This is a genomic window from Streptomyces sp. NPDC041713 (assembly GCF_055591085.1).
Map to the genome: position 1 here is coordinate 273243 of NZ_JBVIZY010000010.1, position 16808 is coordinate 290050.

Here is a 16808-nt window from a genome sequence, read left to right on the forward strand (position 1 = left end):
AGGGTCCTTGAGGTGAAGTGTGGCGTGTCGAAAGGGGAGTTGGACGTGTGCCGCCGTTACGCGGCGTGGCAGGCGTAGGCGTGGCCCGGCTGGTCCGGCACCGCCCTGGGCGCGGGGCGTTCCGTGCGGCAGCGCTCCCGGACGTCGTCGTCGGCGAGGCGGTACAAGGGGCACCGGTCGACGAACACGCAACCGGGCGGCAGGTTCGTGGCACGCGGCTGCTCGCCCTCCAGGACGATGCGTTCGCGGGCACGTTCGCGCTCCGGGTCGGGTACGGGGATCGCCGACAGCAGGGCCTTGGTGTAGGGGTGTTTCGGGTCGGAGAAGAGCGTCTCCGTGTCGCCGGTCTCGACGATGTGCCCGAGGTACATCACCGCGATGCGGTCGCAGATGTAGCGCACCACGGCGAGGTCGTGGGCGACCATGAGGTAGGCGAGTCCCAGTTCGCGCTTGAGCCGGCCGAGCAGGTTGATCACGCCGGCCTGCACCGACACGTCCAGGGCGGAGAGCGGTTCGTCGAGGGCGAGCAGCTTCGGGTCCGTGGCCAGGGCGCGGGCGATGCCGACGCGTTGGCGCTGGCCTCCCGAGAGCGCGGTCGGGAAGCGGTCGCTCACCGAGGGGTCGAGGCCGACGAGCGTCAGGAGTTCGTGGACGCGGGAGCGGACCGTGTCACGGTCGCGGCCCACGGCCCGCAGGGGTTCGGCGAGCAGGTGGTGGACGGTCAGGCGCGGGTCGAGGGCGCCCATCGGATCCTGCATGACGATCTGCACGTCGTGGCGCAGGGTGCGTGCGCGTCCGCCGGGGCCGGATGAGGTGACCGTGGCGCCCACCGGGGCACCGGCGTCCTTGCCCGCCGCCCCGACCTCCTGCCCCGCGATCTCGATCCGGCCGCCCTCGGGGCGTCGCAGCCGCAGGACCTCCATCAGCGTCGTCGTCTTGCCGCTGCCCGACTCGCCGACCAGCCCCAGCGTCTCTCCGCCGCGCAGCTCGAAGCTGACCCCGTTGACCGCGCGCAGGGTGCCGACCCGGCGCTTGATGAACGCGCCCTTGGTGACGGGGAAGGTCTTGACGAGGTCCTCGACGCGCAGCACCACGTCGCCGCCCGTGGCACGGCTCGTGCCCGCTTCCCGGCCGACGGATACGACGCCTCCGGTGGGGTCCAGCGTGCCGGCGGCGATCTCGTCCGCGCGCAGGCAGGCCACGTCCCCGTGCCCGGCGACCTGGCGCAGCTCCGGTTCGTCGGAGCCGCACGCGTCGAGCGCGACGGCGCACCGGCTCGCGAAGGGGCAGCCGTCCGGCAGGTCCGACAGGGCGGGCGGCTCCCCACCGATCGGTACGAGGGGCCGGCGGACCCCGCCGTCCACGGTCGGCACGGCGGCGAGGAGCCGTGCGGTGTACGGCATCGTCGGCCTGCGGAACAGCGTGTGCACGTCCGTCTTCTCCACGAAGCGGCCCGCGTACATGACGGCGACGTCGTCCGCGTGACCGGCCACGACGCCGAGGTCGTGGGTGATCAGGACGAGCCCGGCGCCGGTCTCCCGCTGCGCGAGGCGCAGTACGTCGAGGATCTGCGCCTGCACCGTGACGTCGAGCGCGGTGGTGGGTTCGTCGGCTACCAGCACCCTCGGCCGGTTGGCGATCGCCAAGGCGATGACCACGCGCTGGCGCATGCCGCCGGAGAACTCGTGGGGGAAGGCCGAGGCACGCCCCCGCGGGTCGGGGATGCCGACGAGGTCGAGCAGTTCGACGGCCTGCTCCCAGGCCGCCTTCCTGGACAGGTCCTGGTGGACCCGCAGCGCGTCCGAGAGCAGCCTGCCCACGGAGAAGATGGGGGTGAGCGCGGACAGCGGGTCCTGGAAGACCATGCCGATGGATGCGCCCCGCACCCGCGACAGTGCCCGGTCGTCGAGGCCGATCAGGTCCTGATCGCCGAGCAGCACCTTCCCGCGCAGGTCGGCGGTGGGCGGCAGCAGGCCCATGACGCCCATCGCGGTGGCCGACTTGCCCGAGCCGGACTCGCCGACGATGCCGAGGGTCCGGCCCGGCAGCAGGTCGAAGCTGACACCGCGCACCGCTTCGACGGGTCCGGCCTCGGAGGGGAAGGAGATCCGCAGGTCCCGTACGGAGAGCACGGGCGTGACGTCGGCGGTGGAAGCCGGGTGGTCGTGCAGGGGGCTGGTGAGTGTCGTCATCGTCGGCCTCCCGCCGCGCCGGTCACTGAAGTGGGGTCGAGGGCGTCGCGCAGCCCGTCGCCGATGAAGGTCATCGACACGGTGAGCAGGACGACGAGACCCGCTGGGAAGGCGAAGAGCCAAGGGGCGCTGGTGACGGTGGTCGCCCCATCGGCGAGCATCGTGCCGAGGGAGACGTCCGGGGTCTGGACGCCGAATCCGAGGAACGAAAGGGCGGTCTCGCTGAGCACGGTCGCGACGACGCCGAGCGTCAGGTTGACGATCAGCAGGGAGCCGAGGTTGGGGATGATGTGGCGCAGGACGATGCGCAGCGGGCGGACGCCCATGAACTCCGCCGCCTTCACGTAGTCCCGTTCGCGCAGCGATGTGGAGACGGACCAGACGACCCGGGCGGTGGACATCCAGCCGAACACGGTCAACACGAGGATGAGGGCACGCCAGTCACCGGCCAGGCGGTTGGAGACCAGCGCGAGGATGAGGAACGAGGGGACGATCAGCAGGAAGTGGATGACGGCGAGCGTCAGCCTCTCCACCCGGCCGCCGAAATAGGCGGCGCTGGAGCCGATGACCGCCGCGACGACGATGGTCAGTACGGACACACTCACGGCGATCACCAGCGACCGCCGCAGACCGTGCACCGCACTCGCGTAGATGTCGTTGCCGCCCTGGTTGGTGCCGAACCAGTGCACGTCGCTCGGCGGCCGGGTGAGCGCGGTGAAGTCGGCGTCGGAGTGGGTGTAGGGCGTGAACAGGCCGCCGAACAGGCTGAACAGCACGAGGAGTACGAAGATCACGACCCCGGCCACGGCGAGGCGGTTGCGCAGGAAGCGTCGCAGGTAGAGCCGGCCGCGGCCGAGGTCTCCGGGCGGCTGGACGGTGTCGATTGCTGTCGCCATGTCAACTCACCCGCACCCGAGGGTCGAGGAAGACCGTGGCGATGTCCGCGAGGATGGCGCCGATCGCGGTGAGCACCGCGGCGAACGCGGCCGTCGCGACGGTGCCGTGCACGTCGTTCTTGCTGATGGTCTGGACGAAGTACCGGCCCATGCCGTTCCAGCCGAAGACCGTCTCGGTGATGACGGCTCCGGTGAAGATGGCGGGCACGCTGAACGCCACGGAGGCCACCGTCGGGATCAGCGCGGCACGCAGGGCGTGCCTGCGGACGGCCTGCCCGCGGGTGAGGCCGGTGGCCTGGGCGGTACGCACGAAGTCGGCGTTGATCGTGTCGAGCAGCAGCGAACGCTGCGTCAGGTGGTAGCCCACGTAACCCATCAGCGTCAGCGTGAGCGTCGGCAGAATCAGATGGAGGAGCCGGTCACCGATCGTGGGGAGCAGCCCCTCCACGTCGGGTGAGTTCTCCCCGGCGACGTAGAGGAAGTCGAGCCCGGCATGCTGGTTGAGCCAGATGGCGACGAAGACCACGGCGAGCGCGGCGACGGGTGTCGGGACGTTGAACACCGCGATGGATATGGCCTGTGAGACGCGGTCGGCCACACCGTACTGGCGGGACGCTGTGTAGACGGCGAGGGCGACGCCGATCACGACGGACAGCACGGTCGCGGTGACGACCAACTCGGCGCTGACGAGCGCACGGTAGCCCACCTCGCCGTTGACGGAGACACCGGTGGGCGACGTGCCCCAGTCGAAGTCGACTACCACCGAAGTGAGCCAGTTCCACCACCGCTGCACCACCGGCACGCCGGGGTCGAGGTTGTACGGGGCGAGGGCCCGGCCGATCTGTTCCTCGGTGCGGGCGGGGCGCAACTCCTTGTAGTTCGATCGCGGGTCCAGGAGCCAACTGGCCAGGAAGTACGTCGCGTTGGTCGCGACCGCGATCATCAGGAGCCAGCCACCCGCCTTGCGCACTACATAGCGCATGGCAGGAACCGCCCCCTCACCACACGCGCGGGACGCGCCGGGACGGCGCCGGAGGGACAGGTCGAGTACATGTGTGGTGGAGCTTTCTGGGACGTACGGGTGACGTACGGATACGGAACGCTGCCTCGAAGGAGGTGAATGTCAGCTTGATCCGCACTGGGGGGGCCGCGCCAGGTTTTGGGCCCTTTCGCCATGAGGCCGCAATGCTGCCGTAGAGATCGCAATGTTGGTGAAGCAAAAATGATCTCGGGTGCGCGGCGACGGGCCTGACGTGCCGGTCTCTGCGGCGTCCCGTACCCGGCCCGGACCCGGAGAGCGCTCTATCTCCGTGTGTGGAAGGGAAGTTAGAGTGCACGCATGGAGAGACGGTCGCTGACGCTCGAGGACGTGGCACGGGAGGCGGGCGTCTCCCGGGCGACCGTGTCACGGGTGATCAACGGCGTCCGCAACGTCGACCCGGCCATCCGGGACGTGGTGCGCGCCGCGATCGAACGCACCGGCTACGCGCCGAACCGGGCGGCACGCTCCCTGGTCACCCGGCGTACGGAGACCATCGCCCTGGTCATCTCGGGCGCGGGCGAGGAGAGCGAGCCCCGGACGTCCGGGGACGCAGCCACCGACGCCGGCCCGGACGATGCGGACGACGACCCCCGGTACGGGGCGGATGACGACCCCCGGTATCGGGCGGACGACGAGGCCCCGTATGGGGCAGACGACGACGCCCCGCAGAACACCTTCGCCGCCCGCGTCTTCGCCGACCCCTTCTTCGGCCGGGTCGTCAGCGGCGTGGTCGGCTTCCTGCGGCCGCGCTCGATGCACCCGGTGCTGATGGTCGCCGAGACCGAGGCGGCCCGGAGGCAGGTGACCGCCTTCCTCCGGCAGGGCAGCGCCGACGGGGCCCTCGTGGTCTCCACGCACGCCGCGGACCCGCTGCCGTCGATGCTGGTGGCCGAGGGGCTGCCCGCGGTGTGCTTCGCGCGGCCCGCGCGGCCCACCCCGATCAGCTACGTCGACCTGGCGCACCGGGACGGCGGGCGGCTGGCCGCCGAGCATCTGCTGGCCCGGGGCCGGCGCGCGCTGGCGAGCGTCACCGGCCCGCTCGACCTGCCGGCGGGACGCGAGCGGCTCGCCGGTTTCCGTGCGGCGCTTGAGCGCGCGGGGACGGCGCACGTACCGATCGCGGAGGGTGGCTTCACCCGCGAGAGCGGCGCCGAGGCGATGGCGCGGCTGCTGGCCGGGCACCCGGAGCTGGACGGGGTGTTCGTGGCCAACGACCTCATGGCGCAGGGCGTGTGCGAGCTGCTGCGCGAGCGGGGCAGGCGCGTGCCGCAGGACGTGGCGGTGGTCGGCTTCGACGACTCCAGCGTGGCGCTGACCTGCCGGCCGCCGCTCACCACGGTGCGGCAGCCGGTCGAGAGGATGACGGCCGCCATGGCCGGGCTGCTCCTGGAACACGTGCAGGGCACCCGCACCGAGCCGACCTCGTTGATCTTCGAGCCGGAGCTGGTGGTGCGGGACTCCGCCTGAGGGCTGACGCGCACGGCCTGAGGGCTGCCACCCCCGGACTGAGGGCTGCCGCTCACGGTGGCGCCGGGTCCCGGACAGAACGTGAGCGGCCGCGTCCCTGTCCCACGAAGGCGCGGCCGCTCAGCTCGGAGGTGGGCCGCCCACTGACCATTCTCAGCGGCCCCAGCAGGATGTCACCCCTGCACTGGTGCGACTGCCCACGACGGATGGGGTTACACGGATCTTTTCCGAGAGATCTCGGACGGCTTTCTCCGAGAGGCCTCGGACGGCTGTCTCCGACACATCTCGGACGGCGTTCCGGTCAGCGCGTGGCCCAGGCCAGGACCCCGCAGAGGACGAAGAACAGACTCATGGCGATGTTCGTCCGCTTGTAGGCGACGAGGACGGCCGCGAACTCGCGGATCGTCGCGTTGGGCCAGAAGTACGCCGCCGTGGTCGAGCCCACCACCTGCCCCCGTACGCCGACCCGGCGCGCCGTGAGCGCGGCACGGAAGGCGTGGTAGTTGTTCGTGACGACGACGCACCGGTAGCCGGGATCGGTCTTCTCCATGATCGCCTTGCTGAACCGCAGGTTCTCCTCGGTCGTCGTCGACCGGTCCTCCCGCTCGATCAGGTCGGCGGGGAAGCCGCGCTCCGTGAGGAAGTCGGCCATCGCGTGGGACTCCGGCAGCTCCTCGTCCGGCCCCTGACCCCCGGAGGCGATGAGCACGGGTGCGCCGCCGCGCTTGCTGAGCAGCGTGTGCACCTCCTGGGCCCGCAGGAGCCGGCTGGCGAGCAGCGGGGGCACCTTGGAGCCGCCGATGAGGCCGGACCCCAGGACGACCACGAAGTCGGCCTTGCGGCGGATCCGCATGCGGCCGTACAGGAACGCGTACACGACGAAGCTCAGGAACAGGAACGAGACGTAACAGGCCAGCCCCAGCGCCGCCACCCCTACCCCGACCAGCACGGGCGTGCGCAACACCGCCGCGGTGATCACGAGGGCCACGACGGCGACGACGCACACCGCGCCCATCAGGGAGAGCAGATTGGTGGGGCTCCTGCCCTCCTTGCGGACCATGTTCAGGCCGTTGAGGAAGAGCAGGCAGACGAGGACGAGGATGCCCAGCGCGCCGAGGCCGAGCAGCGCGGCGGCCACCACCCGCCCCGATGTGGAGCCCGCCGTGACCAGCTGGTACATCCACGCCGCGAGCCCGCACAGGGCGGCGAGGCCGAGCAGTACGGCGTTGCCGAACCGGCGGCGCTCGCGCACCATGCGCCAGCAGAAGACGAGGAACAGCAGCGCCGCCGGGGCGTAGATGACCATCCGCACAGGGTCTCCGAGTTTCCGATGGTTCAGGTCTCCGGTCGTCCGGGCCTCAGCGGACGACGTCGAAGACGTTTTTCTGCAGGCCGTTGGCGTAGACCTCGTGCTCGACCAGGCGCAGCTTCTGGGCGTCCTTGTCCGTGTCGCTGAACAGCCGCTTGCCCGCCCCGAGCAGCAGGGGGAAGACGAGCAGGTGATAGCGGTCGATGAGGCCCGCGTCCGAGAGGCTCCGGTTGAGGGCGGCGCTGCCGTGGACGATGATCGGGCCGCCCTCGGTCTCCTTGAGCGCGGCGACGTCGTCCGGCGAGCGCAGGATCGTGGTCTCGCCCCAGTTCTCCACCAGGTCCTTCTCGTCGAGGGTCGTGGAGACGACGTACTTCGGCAGCACCTTGTACCGCGCGAACTCCGCCATGTCGGGCCAGACGGCGCTGAACGCCTCGTAGCTGGCGCGGCCCAGCATCATCGCGGCGGCCTCCTGCTGCTCCCGGCCCTTGATCTCGTACGCCTCCGGGAGGAACTCGACGTCCTTGAACGTCCACCCGGAGTTCCGGTAGCCCGGCTCGCCGCCCGGGGCCTCCACCACGCCGTCGAGCGAGACGAAGGCGGTGCTGATGAGGGTGCGCATGGGCTTCTCCTGGGTGCATCGGGTGTTCGGGACACGGTCGGTCGGTGCCCCGAAGGCCGACGGTCCGGCCCGGTGCACCAACTATCCCTGAAGACCCCGGGACGTGGAGAAACTCATCGCAGGGAGACTCATCGGACTCCGCCCGGTTCGCCGTGCGAGGGCGGCGGGTCAGTGGCCGCGGTCAGGGGCCGGGGGTCAGTGGCGGCGTCCGCGCAGACGCGTGAGCAGCGAACGGGCCTGCGCCCGCTTGCGCGGGTCGGCGGCGGCGCGGCGCACCGTGTCGACGGTCTGCCGGCCCTGCGGGGTGCGGCTGTAGGCCTTGAGACGTGCGATCAGTCCGGCCATGAGGTCCTCCCGGGTTCTCACCGCCGTGGCGGCGGATGTGTGGTTGTCGTCGGGCTGCTGCTCCGGTACCCCGTAGCCGCGCCCGTACCCAGATCGGCCCGTGCGGACGCCGGGGGAGTGCGGCCCTGTGACCCGTTCGGCGCGAAAACGTGTCTGGAGGCGGCCTTTGCGGGAAGCCGAAAGACATGGCTCTTCTCAGGAAATGCGCACGTCCGATGCTCGCCTCCGTCTTCGTCAGCGGCGGGGCGCAAACCCTCCGTAACCCGGAGCGCGCGGCACCCGCCGTCGAGCCGCTCGCGGCCCCCGTCGCCTCCCGGGTCTCCTGGCTGCCCGAGGACCCCGAGAAGCTGGTCCGCATCAACGGTGCGGTGCAGCTGGGCGCAGGCCTGATGCTCGCGACCGGGCGGGTGCCGCGGGTGGCCGCCCTCGCGCTGGCCGGCACGCTGGTGCCGACGACCCTGGCCGGGCACGCCTGGTGGAAGGAGAAGGACCCCGAGCAACGGGCCACCCAGCGCACCCAGTTCATCAAGAACGTCTCGCTGTTCGGCGGACTCCTGATCGCGGCGGCCGACACGCACGGCAAGCCGTCCGTCGCCTACCGCGGCCGCGCCGCCGCGGTGACGGGGCGGCGCACCGCCCGGCGCGCCCGACGCGACGCCGTGAACGCGCTGAGCGGGGCGGCGGAGGGCGCCGTGGGGACGGTCCGCTCGATGTCCGAGAGCGCGCAGCAGGCCGTCACGCGGCATCTGTGAGGAGGGGCCGGGGCTGCGACCGGCCGACCCGACAGTGGACCTGACGGCGCGTCATCGGTACTCCGGTGGTGCGCCGTTCGGGTGTCGCGTGCCGGAGTCGTGAAGGTCGGAATCTCCGGTGTGAAAGCGCTTGCTGTCCCTGCGGGCCGGTGCCATTCTCGGCCGGTGGCCGAATCCGCCACCCTCCCCGACGCGCAGGAGCAGCCGTGCACCGTACCGGGAAGACACTGACCTCGGCGGGCGGCGTCGCCGTCGCCGTCCTCGCCGCCTGGGTCCTCGCCGCCCCCGAGTCCAGCGGCGCCCCGGCCCCCGAGCGCGACAAGAGGCCCGGCGAGACCAGGAGTGTGCTGTGGGACGGAGACGCCTCGAACGGACTCGGCGTGTTCGGCACCACCCTGTGCGAGTCGCCGGGGAGCGTCACCGTCGACAACTGGGGCGGCTCGCGCGGCGACATCTTCAAGTTCAACAAGCCCATCGGCGTGCCGCGTTGTGAGGCGCACAACGTGCGGACCGCGTCCGGCGAGTACCCCTGGCGGGAGGGCGGCACCTACTGGTTCGGCTGGGACTCGATGACCAAGACGGGCGAGGCCCAGACCGTCTTCCAGTGGAAGTCGAACGGCACCAACGACCAGCACAGCCAGAACTATCCCGTGATCATGAAGGTGGAGGACGGGAAGCTGAAGGTCTGGTACGTCGCGCCCGGCGAGGTGTGGACGCCCATCGGCTCCGCCGCGTGGTCGGCCGGTGCCTGGCACGCGATCCAGCTCGGCATCACCACCAGCTCGGGCAGCTCGGGCAAGATCTCCGTCTACCTTGACGGAGAGGAGATCGCCTCCCGCACCGGCGCCCGCACCTGGGACGACCTCGGCAACAAGCCGCGCTGGGGCACTTATTGGGGCACCGACACGAGTACGGCGTCCATCAACTGGATCGACGGGCTCGCGCTGGGGCAGGCCCGGTCGGACGTCGACTGACCGCGCTGCGGCGGAAGTTGGACCATCGCGCCGTGGAGGTTGGTTCACGGAGTCCGGGGCATTCGGCGGAGTATGACGACGCATGAAGAGCACAGTGGACCGCCCGCCATGGGGGAGATGGAACGCGGTACGTCGCAGCGACTCGAGGCGCGCCAGCGGATGTGGGGCGTGGCCTGGACGGGTCTGTGCGTCCTGCTGGCCTTGTGGTCGCTGGTCTGGGCGATCGGCGCGGCCACGGGCGAGACGAACGCGTGGGTGTACTCGTTCGCCGGGCTCGTGCTCCTGGGGTGCGCGCTGTGGGCCCGCCGCTCGGTGATCCGCAACAGCCCGCCGCGCCACCTGTAGGTGCGTACGGCCCGTAGGTGCGTACAAGAGGTGTGCGAGCGGCATACCTGGATACGCTCCGCATATGCGACACCATGATCTTCTCGTCCTCGGCGTGGGCACCGGCAACGCGGTGATCGACGACCGCTTCGCGCACCTCGACGTCGCCCTCGTCGCGGAGGGGCCCTTCGGCGGCACCTGCCTCAACGCGGGCTGCATCCCCAGCAAGATGCTCGCCGTGACGGCCGAGGTGGCCGACACGGTCCGCGATTCCGGCCGGCACGACGTACGGGCGAACCTGGAGGGCATCGCCTGGCCGGACGTCCAGGAGCGCGTCTTCGGGCGGCTCGACGCCACCTCGCGGGACGGCGAGGACGGCCGTCGCGACGACGACTTCGTGACCGTGTACCGGGGGCGCGCACGGTTCACCGGCGAGCGGGAACTGCTGGTGGACACGGCGGACGGTCCCGTGCCGGTGAGCGCGGACCGGATCGTCGTGGCCGCGGGCGGGCGCCCCGTGGTGCCGCCCGTGGTCGCCGAGTCGGGGCTGCCCTACGAGACGTCCGACACCGTGATGCGGCTCGACGAGGTGCCCCGGCGCATGGTGGTCCTCGGCGGCGGCTACATCGCCGCCGAGCTGGCCCACGTCTTCCACGCGGCGGGCACCTCCGTGACCGTCGTGGAGAAGCGGGACAAGCTCCTCGCCGAGCAGGACACCTCGGTCGCCTCGGCGTTCACCGAGATCGTGCGCCCCGTCCACGACCTGCGGCTCGGCCGCGAACTGGTCCGCGTGGAGGGGAGTCCCGGCGCGCTGCGGCTGACGCTCGACGACGACTCGGTGATCGAGGCCGACACCCTGCTCGTCGCCGTCGGGCGCACGCCGAACAGTGACCGGCTCGACCTGGACCGGGCCGGCGTCACCTGCGACGACAACGGCCTGATCGAGGTCGACGAGCAACTGCGCACGAGTGCCGACAACGTGTGGGCCCTCGGCGACATCGTCCCCGGGCCGCCCCTGAAGCACGTGGCCAACCGGGAGGGCGAGGTGGTCGCCCACAACCTCCTCCACCCCGACGAGCCCCGCACGATGTCGTACGACGTGGTGCCCTCGGCCGTCTTCACCCGCCCCCAGATCGCCCAGGTCGGCCTCACCGAACAGGCGGCCGCGGAGCAGGGCCTGGACTACGCGATCGGGACGTGCCGCTACGAGGACGTGGCGTACGGCTGGGCGCTGGAGGACACGCAGGGATTCTGCAAGGTGCTCGCCGACCGCGCTTCCGGACGCCTGCTCGGCGCGCACGTGCTCGGTCCGCAGGCCGCCACCCTCATCCAGTCGTTCGTCCTCGCCATGACCTTCGGGCTGGGGGCACGGGAGCTCGCCGAACGCCCGCTGTGGATCCACCCGGCCCTCACCGAGGTCGTCGACAACGCGCTGCGTGATCTTGACGTGGGGGAGGGCGCGTGACGGTCACGGGTGGTACGGCGGGAGTTGCCGGCCCGCCCTGTGCGGTCAACGGGCCGGTCGCTGCCGCGATGTGACGCGGCGGCGCAGGCGTGGAGTCAGGGGAGGTCACAGGGTGTGCCTCCCCTTCTTCACGCCCTTCTGCTGCGTAAGTTAGGTTAGCCTTACCTCGGTAGCTGTGGGGGAGGGGAGGCGCGTGCTGCGCTGCGTCGACGCTGCCTGTTTCGCCGCGCCGGGTGGGGGAGCGCCCCCCGTATCCCCATGCCCGTATCCCCGTATCCATGTATGCCCGTACAGCCACCGCTCGTCGGCGCGCGCAGACCGCGGCGGCGAGCAGTGACCGTCCCGAAGGAGTCATCCGATGAGCCAGACCCTGTCGCCCGAGCGTGTCCGCGCCGACATCGCGGAGCTGCTCGACTGCGACCCCGCCGAGATCATGCCCGGGGAGGACCTCTTCGACCTCGGGCTCGACTCGGTGCGGATCATGACGCTGGTTCAGCGGTGGCGCGCCGCGGGTGCCGGGGCGCTGGAATTCCCCGACCTGGCCGAGCAGCCCGAACTGGCCCACTGGACCGTGCTCCTGACGGGGCGTGCCGCATGAGACGGGTCGACCACCGCCACCGGCACCTGGAGCGGATCGCCGAGGTGCGGGAAGGGCTGCACGCCGAGAAGGTGGCCTACCCGATCGGTCTGCGCGAGGCCGAGGTCGTCCGCACGGCGATGGTCGGCGCCGGTCTGTTGCGGCTGACCCTGGGCGGCACGGGCGTCGAGGGGTTCGAGTCGCACGCGCCGGACGAGCACGTGAAACTCATCTTCCCCGAGCCGGACGGGTCGTTGCGGCTGCCCGAGCGGAACGGGTCGATGCTGCGCTGGCCGCGGCCCGCCCCCACCTCGCGGGAGTACACCGTGCGCCGGTACGACCCGGCCGCCCGTGAGCTCGACATCGACATCGTCCCGCACGACGGCGGACTCGCCTCGGACTGGGCGCACCGGGTCGAGCCGGGCGCACGCGTGCACGTGGCGGGCCCGCCCGGCGGTCTGATCGTCCCGCACACCTACGACCGCTACCTCCTCGCGGGCGACCTCACCGCCCTGCCCGCCATCGCCCGTCGCCTCGAAGAGCTGCCCCGGGCCGCGAAGGGCTGGGCCTTCGTCGAAGTCGCGGGCGCCGCGGAGGAGATCGAGCTCGCGGCGCCCGAGGGCTTCGAGGTGCACTGGCTGCACCGGGGAGCTCTCCCGGCGGGCACCGGCGGCGCGTTGGAGCGTGCCGTGACCGCGGTGACCGTACCGGAGGGGGAGCGGCTGTACGTGTGGGTCGCCGGCGAGGCGGGACAGATCAAGCCGCTGCGCCGCTGGGTCCGTGACGAGCTGGGGCTCGGCAAGGCGGACCACGACATCACCGGTTACTGGAAGCGCGGCGTCGCCGACTTCGACGAGGACGACCACTGACGCCACGGCCGACCGGCCGAGGCCGCTGACCGGAGGTCGGGCGGAACGGTTCGGATCCCGGGGTGTCCTGTCCCCCGAAAACATCAACTAAGGTGAGCCTTACCTAAGCAACAAGGAGTGAACGTATGTCCATACGCAGATCGTCGGGGCTGATCGGTGCCGTGGCGCTGGCCCTGGCGCTGACCGGGTGCGGGTCGTCGGACGGTGGCTCGAAGGACTCCGGGAAGGGCTCGACCCGGGTGTTCGCCGCCGACAACGGCAAGATCAAGATCCCCGCCGACCCGAAGCGTGTGGTCGCCACCGGCTACGCCGTGCCCGTCCTGATCGAGGCCCATGTGCCGCTGGTCGGGGTCTCGTCGTGGAAGCGCGGCGAGCCGATGATGAGCAAGCGGGATCTCACCGCGTACAAGAAGCTCCCCAAGGTGGCGGGCGAGCAGGCGGCCGAGACCAACTACGAGGCCGTCGCCGAGGCGAAGCCCGACCTGATCGTGATCGGCGTGCCGAAGCCGGCCCTCGGCGACGTCGACGTCAAGCGTCTCGAGTCCATCGCGCCCGTCGTGGCGATCGGTCCGACCGTGCCGTCCATGTGGCGTCAGCAGTCGCGTCAGCAGGCCGACGCGGCGGGCGGGCTCGAGAAGTTCGACGCCATCAAGGACACCTACGAGGCCAAGGCCGCGAAGCTGGCGAAGAAGTACCGCAAGGTGCTCCCGCAGCTGAAGCTGGGCCACGTCGGCGCGTACGGCGAGAGCGCCAAGGGCACCTGGCAGCGGGAGTTCGGCCACTCCTGGGGCACCAACATCGCCGAGGACGTCGGCGCGACGTACTACGGCAAGGTCAAGAAGAAGGGCCCCGGCTCGCGCGCCGTCAGCGAGTACCCCTCCCTCGAAGAGCTCCCCGACGCGCTCGGCGAGGCCGACGCCATCACGTACTCGGTCAACGCCGACGGGAGCATCCCGCAGCCGGTGAAGTACGTCATGGACTCCAAGCTCTGGAAGAACCTGCCCGCCGTCAAGGCCGGCAAGACCTTCCCGCTGCGCTACACCGAGGCCGCCACCTACGGCCAGGCCATGCGGACCCTGGACGCGATCGACACGTCGTTCGCGCCGCTCCTGAAGCGGTGACCGTCGCGGGCCGCGCCCCCGAGGCGCTCGCAACCCGGCGGGCCGGCCCACGGATCGGACCGCAGATCGCCCTCCTCACAGGCGGAGTCGTCCTGCTCCTGGTGGTCGCCGTGCTGAGCGTCGGCGTCGGCGCCCGGCACATCGCACCCACCGAGGTCGTCCGCGCCCTCGTCGACAGCCGGGGCACCGACGACCACGTGATCGTGCGCGACGTCCGCGCGCCCCGCGCGCTGCTCGCCGTCGCGGTGGGCGCGGCCCTCGCGGTGGCGGGCGCGCTGATCCAGACGCTGGCCCGCAATCCGCTGGCCGAGCCCGGCATCCTCGGGGTCACCGCGGGCGCCGGGTTCGCCATCACCGTCGGCTCCGGACTCGGCCTCGCCGCCGGGCAGACCGGCCAGTTGGGCTGGTCGGTCACCGGCTCGGTGCTCGCCGCGCTCCTCGTCGCCGCCGTCGGGCGCAGCTCCCCGCTGCGCCTCGTGCTCACCGGCGTGGCCCTGACCGCGGTGCTCGGCGGCATCGCTCTGGGGCTGCGGTTGATGCTCCCCGACACCTTCGACGTCTACCGGTTCTGGTCGGTCGGCTCGCTCGCGTCCCGCGAACAGGCACCGCTGGCTTGGCCGTTGACCGCCATCGCGGTGTCCCTGCTCGGCGCCCTGCTGCTGAGCCGGGCCCTCAACGCGCTGGCGCTCGGCGAGAACGTGGCGCAGACCCTGGGTGCGAGCGTGGTCCGCGTACGGTCCTTCGCTCTCGTCCTGATCACCGTGTTGAGCGGGGCGGCGACGGCGGTGGCCGGGCCGATCCTGTTCGTCGGGCTGATCGTGCCGCACCTGGTGCGCAGGCCGGCCGGCGGATCGGTGCCGTGGCTGCTGCTCCACTCGATGGTCCTCGGGCCGATCCTGCTGCTGATCGCCGACATCGGCTCGCGCGTGCTGCTGCCCACCGGCGAGGTGCCGGTGGCGATCGTCACCGCCTTCCTCGGCGGCCCGATGCTGATCTGGGCCGTCCGCCGCCATGGGGCGGAGTCGCTGTGAGCCTGCTGCACGTCCGCGGACTGCGGGCCGAACGCCGCACGGTGGTGCTCGTCGCCGTACTGGTCCCCCTGATGCTCGCCCTCGCCCTGACCGGACTCTGCTACGGCGCGTCCTGGTCCACCCCCGCCGAGGTGTTCTCCGCACTGAGCGGCACGGAACCCTCCGTCGTCATCTCGGACTGGCGGCTGCCGCGGGTCCTCGCCGCTCTGGTCTTCGGCGCCGCACTCGGCGTGGCCGGGGCCCTCTTCCAGAACCTCACCCGCAACCCGATGGGCAGCCCCGACGTCATCGGCCTCGACGCGGGCGCCTACACCGGCGCCCTCGTCGCCCTCACCGCCCTGTCCGGCACCTCCGCCCAACTGGCCGTCGGCTCCGTGACCGGCGGACTCGTCGTCGCGGCCGCCATCTACCTCCTCTCCATCGACCGGGGCTTCTCCGGACTCCGCCTCGTCGTCATCGGCATCGCCGTCAACGCGATGGTGACCGCGGTCAATTCGTGGATCGTGCTCCGCGCCGACCTGGAGGTGGCGATCGCCGCGGTCAGCTGGAGCGCCGGGTCGCTCAACGGCGTCGGCTGGGCGGACCTCGGCATCCCGTTCACGGTGATCGGCGTGCTGCTGGCCTTCATGGCCATCCGGGCGCACGCCATGCACCAAGCGTCGCTCGGCGACGCCGTCGCCGTCACCACCGGCGTCGGCCTCGACCGGCTCCGCCTCGTGATGGTCCTCGTCGGCGTCGGCTGCACGGCGACGGTGACCGCGGTGGCCGGGCCGATCGCGTTCATCGCGCTCGCCGCCCCGCAGATCGGCCGCCGGCTCGCCGGCGCCGCCGGTGTCCCGCTGCTGCCCGCGGCGCTCACCGGGGCGGTGCTGCTCCTGGGCGCCGACCTGATCGCCCAGATGCTGCTGGCGCCCGTCGCGTTGCCGGTGGGCGTGGTGAGCACCGCGATCGGCGGTTGTTACCTGATCTGGCTGCTGACCAAGGAGGTGAGGCGCGCGTGAGCGCCCGCCCGCTGACCAAGGAGGTGGTGCGCGCATGACCGCACGCCTGACCGCGCGGGACCTCACCCTGCGCTACGGGGACCGCGTGGTCTCCACCCGGCTGAGCCTCGATGTCCCCGACGGCGCGTTCACCGCCGTCGTCGGCCCCAACGGCTGTGGCAAGTCAACCCTGTTGAGGGCCTTCGTACGGCTGCTGCGCCCCGACAGCGGCCACGTCGAGCTCGACGGCCGCGAGGTCGCCGGCTACCCGGCCAAGGCCCTCGCCAAGCAGCTCGGCTTCCTGCCGCAGGACCCGCAGGCCCCCGACGACATCAAGGTCCGCCAACTGGTCGGCCGGGGCCGCTTCCCGTACCAGTCGCTCCTCGCGCTGTGGTCCGCCGCCGACGAGAAGGCCGTCACCGGGGCGATGGACGCCGCGGGCGTCAGCGACCTCGCCGAACGGCCGGTGCGGGAACTCTCCGGCGGACAGCGCCAACGGGTGTGGATGGCCATGGTGCTCGCCCAGGAGACGCCCCACCTGCTGCTCGACGAGCCGACGTCCTTCCTCGACATCACCCACCAGTACCAACTGCTCGGCCTGCTGGCCGCGTTGCGCGACCAGGGCCGCACCGTCATCGCCGTCCTGCACGACATCAACCAGGCGTGCCGCTACGCCGACCACCTCGTCGCCATGAAGGACGGCCGGGTGGCCGCCGAGGGCGACCCCACGGACATCGTGGACGCCGCCCTGATCAAGGACGTCTTCGACCTGCCGAGCGTCATCGTCCCCGACCCGGTGACCGACACGCCGATGGTCGTCCCCACCCTGCAAGGAGAATGAG

The 16808-nt window shown here is 71.5% G+C and carries 17 protein-coding genes; 11 read left to right on the forward strand and 6 right to left on the reverse strand.

Features of this window, described 5'->3' with window-relative positions; all coding sequences use genetic code 11:
* Positions 1–56: 56 nt before the first annotated feature.
* From ACZ6CV_RS28295 to ACZ6CV_RS28305, 3 genes are read right to left on the reverse strand one after another with little or no spacing between them, the layout of a single operon-like run.
* Entirely contained in the window at positions 57–2192 is a 2136-nt protein-coding gene (locus tag ACZ6CV_RS28295; RefSeq protein ID WP_469253503.1) for a dipeptide ABC transporter ATP-binding protein, read from the reverse strand.
* Positions 2189–3088, reverse strand: a complete 900-nt coding sequence (locus tag ACZ6CV_RS28300) for an ABC transporter permease (protein ID WP_469253504.1) — start codon at positions 3086–3088, stop codon at positions 2189–2191. Before ACZ6CV_RS28300 ends, ACZ6CV_RS28295 begins: the two co-directional genes overlap by 4 nt.
* A gap of 1 nt (position 3089) precedes the next feature.
* Positions 3090–4070, reverse strand: coding sequence for an ABC transporter permease (locus ACZ6CV_RS28305; RefSeq protein WP_469253506.1), 981 nt, complete (start codon positions 4068–4070; stop codon positions 3090–3092).
* Between the two features lie 357 nt (positions 4071–4427).
* Here ACZ6CV_RS28305 and ACZ6CV_RS28310 point away from each other — a divergent pair, with 357 nt between their 5' ends.
* Positions 4428–5597, forward strand: a complete 1170-nt coding sequence (locus ACZ6CV_RS28310; protein ID WP_469253507.1) for a LacI family DNA-binding transcriptional regulator — start codon at positions 4428–4430, stop codon at positions 5595–5597.
* A gap of 301 nt (positions 5598–5898) precedes the next feature.
* On the opposite strand, the gene ACZ6CV_RS28315 is transcribed toward ACZ6CV_RS28310, so the two are convergent.
* From ACZ6CV_RS28315 to ACZ6CV_RS28325, 3 genes are all read right to left on the reverse strand, one after another.
* Positions 5899–6903 (reverse strand): YdcF family protein, encoded by a 1005-nt coding sequence (locus ACZ6CV_RS28315; protein WP_469253509.1) that lies wholly within the window; start codon positions 6901–6903, stop codon positions 5899–5901.
* 52 nt (positions 6904–6955) lie between these two features.
* Positions 6956–7528 carry a dihydrofolate reductase family protein gene (locus ACZ6CV_RS28320; RefSeq protein WP_469253511.1) on the reverse strand — a complete coding sequence of 191 codons (573 nt, stop codon included), beginning with the start codon at positions 7526–7528 and terminating at the stop codon, positions 6956–6958.
* Positions 7529–7723: 195 nt separating this feature from the next.
* Positions 7724–7873 (reverse strand): hypothetical protein, encoded by a 150-nt coding sequence (locus ACZ6CV_RS28325; RefSeq protein ID WP_355819660.1) that lies wholly within the window; start codon positions 7871–7873, stop codon positions 7724–7726.
* A 185-nt stretch (positions 7874–8058) separates the two neighbouring features.
* Between ACZ6CV_RS28325 and ACZ6CV_RS28330 the strand changes: the two genes are divergently transcribed.
* The 10 genes from ACZ6CV_RS28330 to ACZ6CV_RS28375 all read left to right on the forward strand — a co-directional run bounded on the left by ACZ6CV_RS28330 (position 8059) and on the right by ACZ6CV_RS28375 (position 16807).
* Positions 8059–8625: a DoxX family protein gene (locus ACZ6CV_RS28330; protein WP_469253513.1), complete on the forward strand. Its 567-nt coding sequence runs from the start codon at positions 8059–8061 to the stop codon at positions 8623–8625.
* 206 nt (positions 8626–8831) lie between these two features.
* Positions 8832–9599, forward strand: a complete 768-nt coding sequence (locus tag ACZ6CV_RS28335; RefSeq protein ID WP_469253515.1) for a heparin lyase I family protein — start codon at positions 8832–8834, stop codon at positions 9597–9599.
* Between the two features lie 72 nt (positions 9600–9671).
* Complete coding sequence (locus ACZ6CV_RS28340; RefSeq protein ID WP_469253516.1) at positions 9672–9944, forward strand: LPXTG cell wall anchor domain-containing protein; 273 nt, start codon at positions 9672–9674, stop codon at positions 9942–9944.
* A gap of 64 nt (positions 9945–10008) precedes the next feature.
* A complete protein-coding gene (locus ACZ6CV_RS28345) occupies positions 10009–11388 on the forward strand; it encodes a mycothione reductase (RefSeq protein WP_469253518.1) in 1380 nt (459 codons plus the stop codon).
* A gap of 358 nt (positions 11389–11746) precedes the next feature.
* The gene (locus tag ACZ6CV_RS28350; RefSeq protein ID WP_469253520.1) at positions 11747–11986 is read left to right on the forward strand and encodes a phosphopantetheine-binding protein; all 240 of its coding nucleotides are present in this window, start codon (positions 11747–11749) and stop codon (positions 11984–11986) included.
* Complete coding sequence (locus ACZ6CV_RS28355) at positions 11983–12834, forward strand: siderophore-interacting protein (protein WP_469253522.1); 852 nt, start codon at positions 11983–11985, stop codon at positions 12832–12834. The genes ACZ6CV_RS28350 and ACZ6CV_RS28355 overlap by 4 nt, the downstream gene beginning before the upstream one ends.
* Positions 12835–12959: 125 nt before the next feature.
* Positions 12960–13955 carry an ABC transporter substrate-binding protein gene (locus tag ACZ6CV_RS28360; protein WP_469253524.1) on the forward strand — a complete coding sequence of 332 codons (996 nt, stop codon included), beginning with the start codon at positions 12960–12962 and terminating at the stop codon, positions 13953–13955.
* The gene (locus ACZ6CV_RS28365) at positions 13952–14986 is read left to right on the forward strand and encodes a FecCD family ABC transporter permease (protein ID WP_469253525.1); all 1035 of its coding nucleotides are present in this window, start codon (positions 13952–13954) and stop codon (positions 14984–14986) included. The genes ACZ6CV_RS28360 and ACZ6CV_RS28365 overlap by 4 nt, the downstream gene beginning before the upstream one ends.
* 71 nt (positions 14987–15057) lie before the next feature.
* Positions 15058–15987 (forward strand): FecCD family ABC transporter permease, encoded by a 930-nt coding sequence (locus tag ACZ6CV_RS28370; RefSeq protein ID WP_469253560.1) that lies wholly within the window; start codon positions 15058–15060, stop codon positions 15985–15987.
* A 34-nt stretch (positions 15988–16021) separates the two neighbouring features.
* The gene (locus ACZ6CV_RS28375) at positions 16022–16807 is read left to right on the forward strand and encodes an ABC transporter ATP-binding protein (protein ID WP_469253527.1); all 786 of its coding nucleotides are present in this window, start codon (positions 16022–16024) and stop codon (positions 16805–16807) included.
* Position 16808 lies beyond the last annotated feature (1 nt).

Excerpts from the sequence above, each read along its gene's own strand:
- ACZ6CV_RS28370 (WP_469253560.1), top strand. The coding sequence starts at position 15,058 with ATGCTCGCCCTCGCCCTGACCGGACTCTGCTACGGCGCGTCCTGGTCC.
- ACZ6CV_RS28330 (WP_469253513.1), top strand. The coding sequence starts at position 8,059 with ATGGCTCTTCTCAGGAAATGCGCACGTCCGATGCTCGCCTCCGTCTTC.
- ACZ6CV_RS28350 (WP_469253520.1), top strand. The coding sequence starts at position 11,747 with ATGAGCCAGACCCTGTCGCCCGAGCGTGTCCGCGCCGACATCGCGGAG.
- ACZ6CV_RS28375 (WP_469253527.1), top strand. The coding sequence starts at position 16,022 with ATGACCGCACGCCTGACCGCGCGGGACCTCACCCTGCGCTACGGGGAC.
- ACZ6CV_RS28325 (WP_355819660.1), bottom strand. The coding sequence starts at position 7,873 with ATGGCCGGACTGATCGCACGTCTCAAGGCCTACAGCCGCACCCCGCAG.
- ACZ6CV_RS28305 (WP_469253506.1), bottom strand. The coding sequence starts at position 4,070 with ATGCGCTATGTAGTGCGCAAGGCGGGTGGCTGGCTCCTGATGATCGCG.
- ACZ6CV_RS28295 (WP_469253503.1), bottom strand. The coding sequence starts at position 2,192 with ATGACGACACTCACCAGCCCCCTGCACGACCACCCGGCTTCCACCGCC.
- ACZ6CV_RS28345 (WP_469253518.1), top strand. The coding sequence starts at position 10,009 with ATGCGACACCATGATCTTCTCGTCCTCGGCGTGGGCACCGGCAACGCG.
- ACZ6CV_RS28320 (WP_469253511.1), bottom strand. The coding sequence starts at position 7,528 with ATGCGCACCCTCATCAGCACCGCCTTCGTCTCGCTCGACGGCGTGGTG.
- ACZ6CV_RS28300 (WP_469253504.1), bottom strand. The coding sequence starts at position 3,088 with ATGGCGACAGCAATCGACACCGTCCAGCCGCCCGGAGACCTCGGCCGC.
- ACZ6CV_RS28310 (WP_469253507.1), top strand. The coding sequence starts at position 4,428 with ATGGAGAGACGGTCGCTGACGCTCGAGGACGTGGCACGGGAGGCGGGC.
- ACZ6CV_RS28355 (WP_469253522.1), top strand. The coding sequence starts at position 11,983 with ATGAGACGGGTCGACCACCGCCACCGGCACCTGGAGCGGATCGCCGAG.
- ACZ6CV_RS28340 (WP_469253516.1), top strand. The coding sequence starts at position 9,672 with ATGACGACGCATGAAGAGCACAGTGGACCGCCCGCCATGGGGGAGATG.
- ACZ6CV_RS28315 (WP_469253509.1), bottom strand. The coding sequence starts at position 6,903 with ATGGTCATCTACGCCCCGGCGGCGCTGCTGTTCCTCGTCTTCTGCTGG.
- ACZ6CV_RS28360 (WP_469253524.1), top strand. The coding sequence starts at position 12,960 with ATGTCCATACGCAGATCGTCGGGGCTGATCGGTGCCGTGGCGCTGGCC.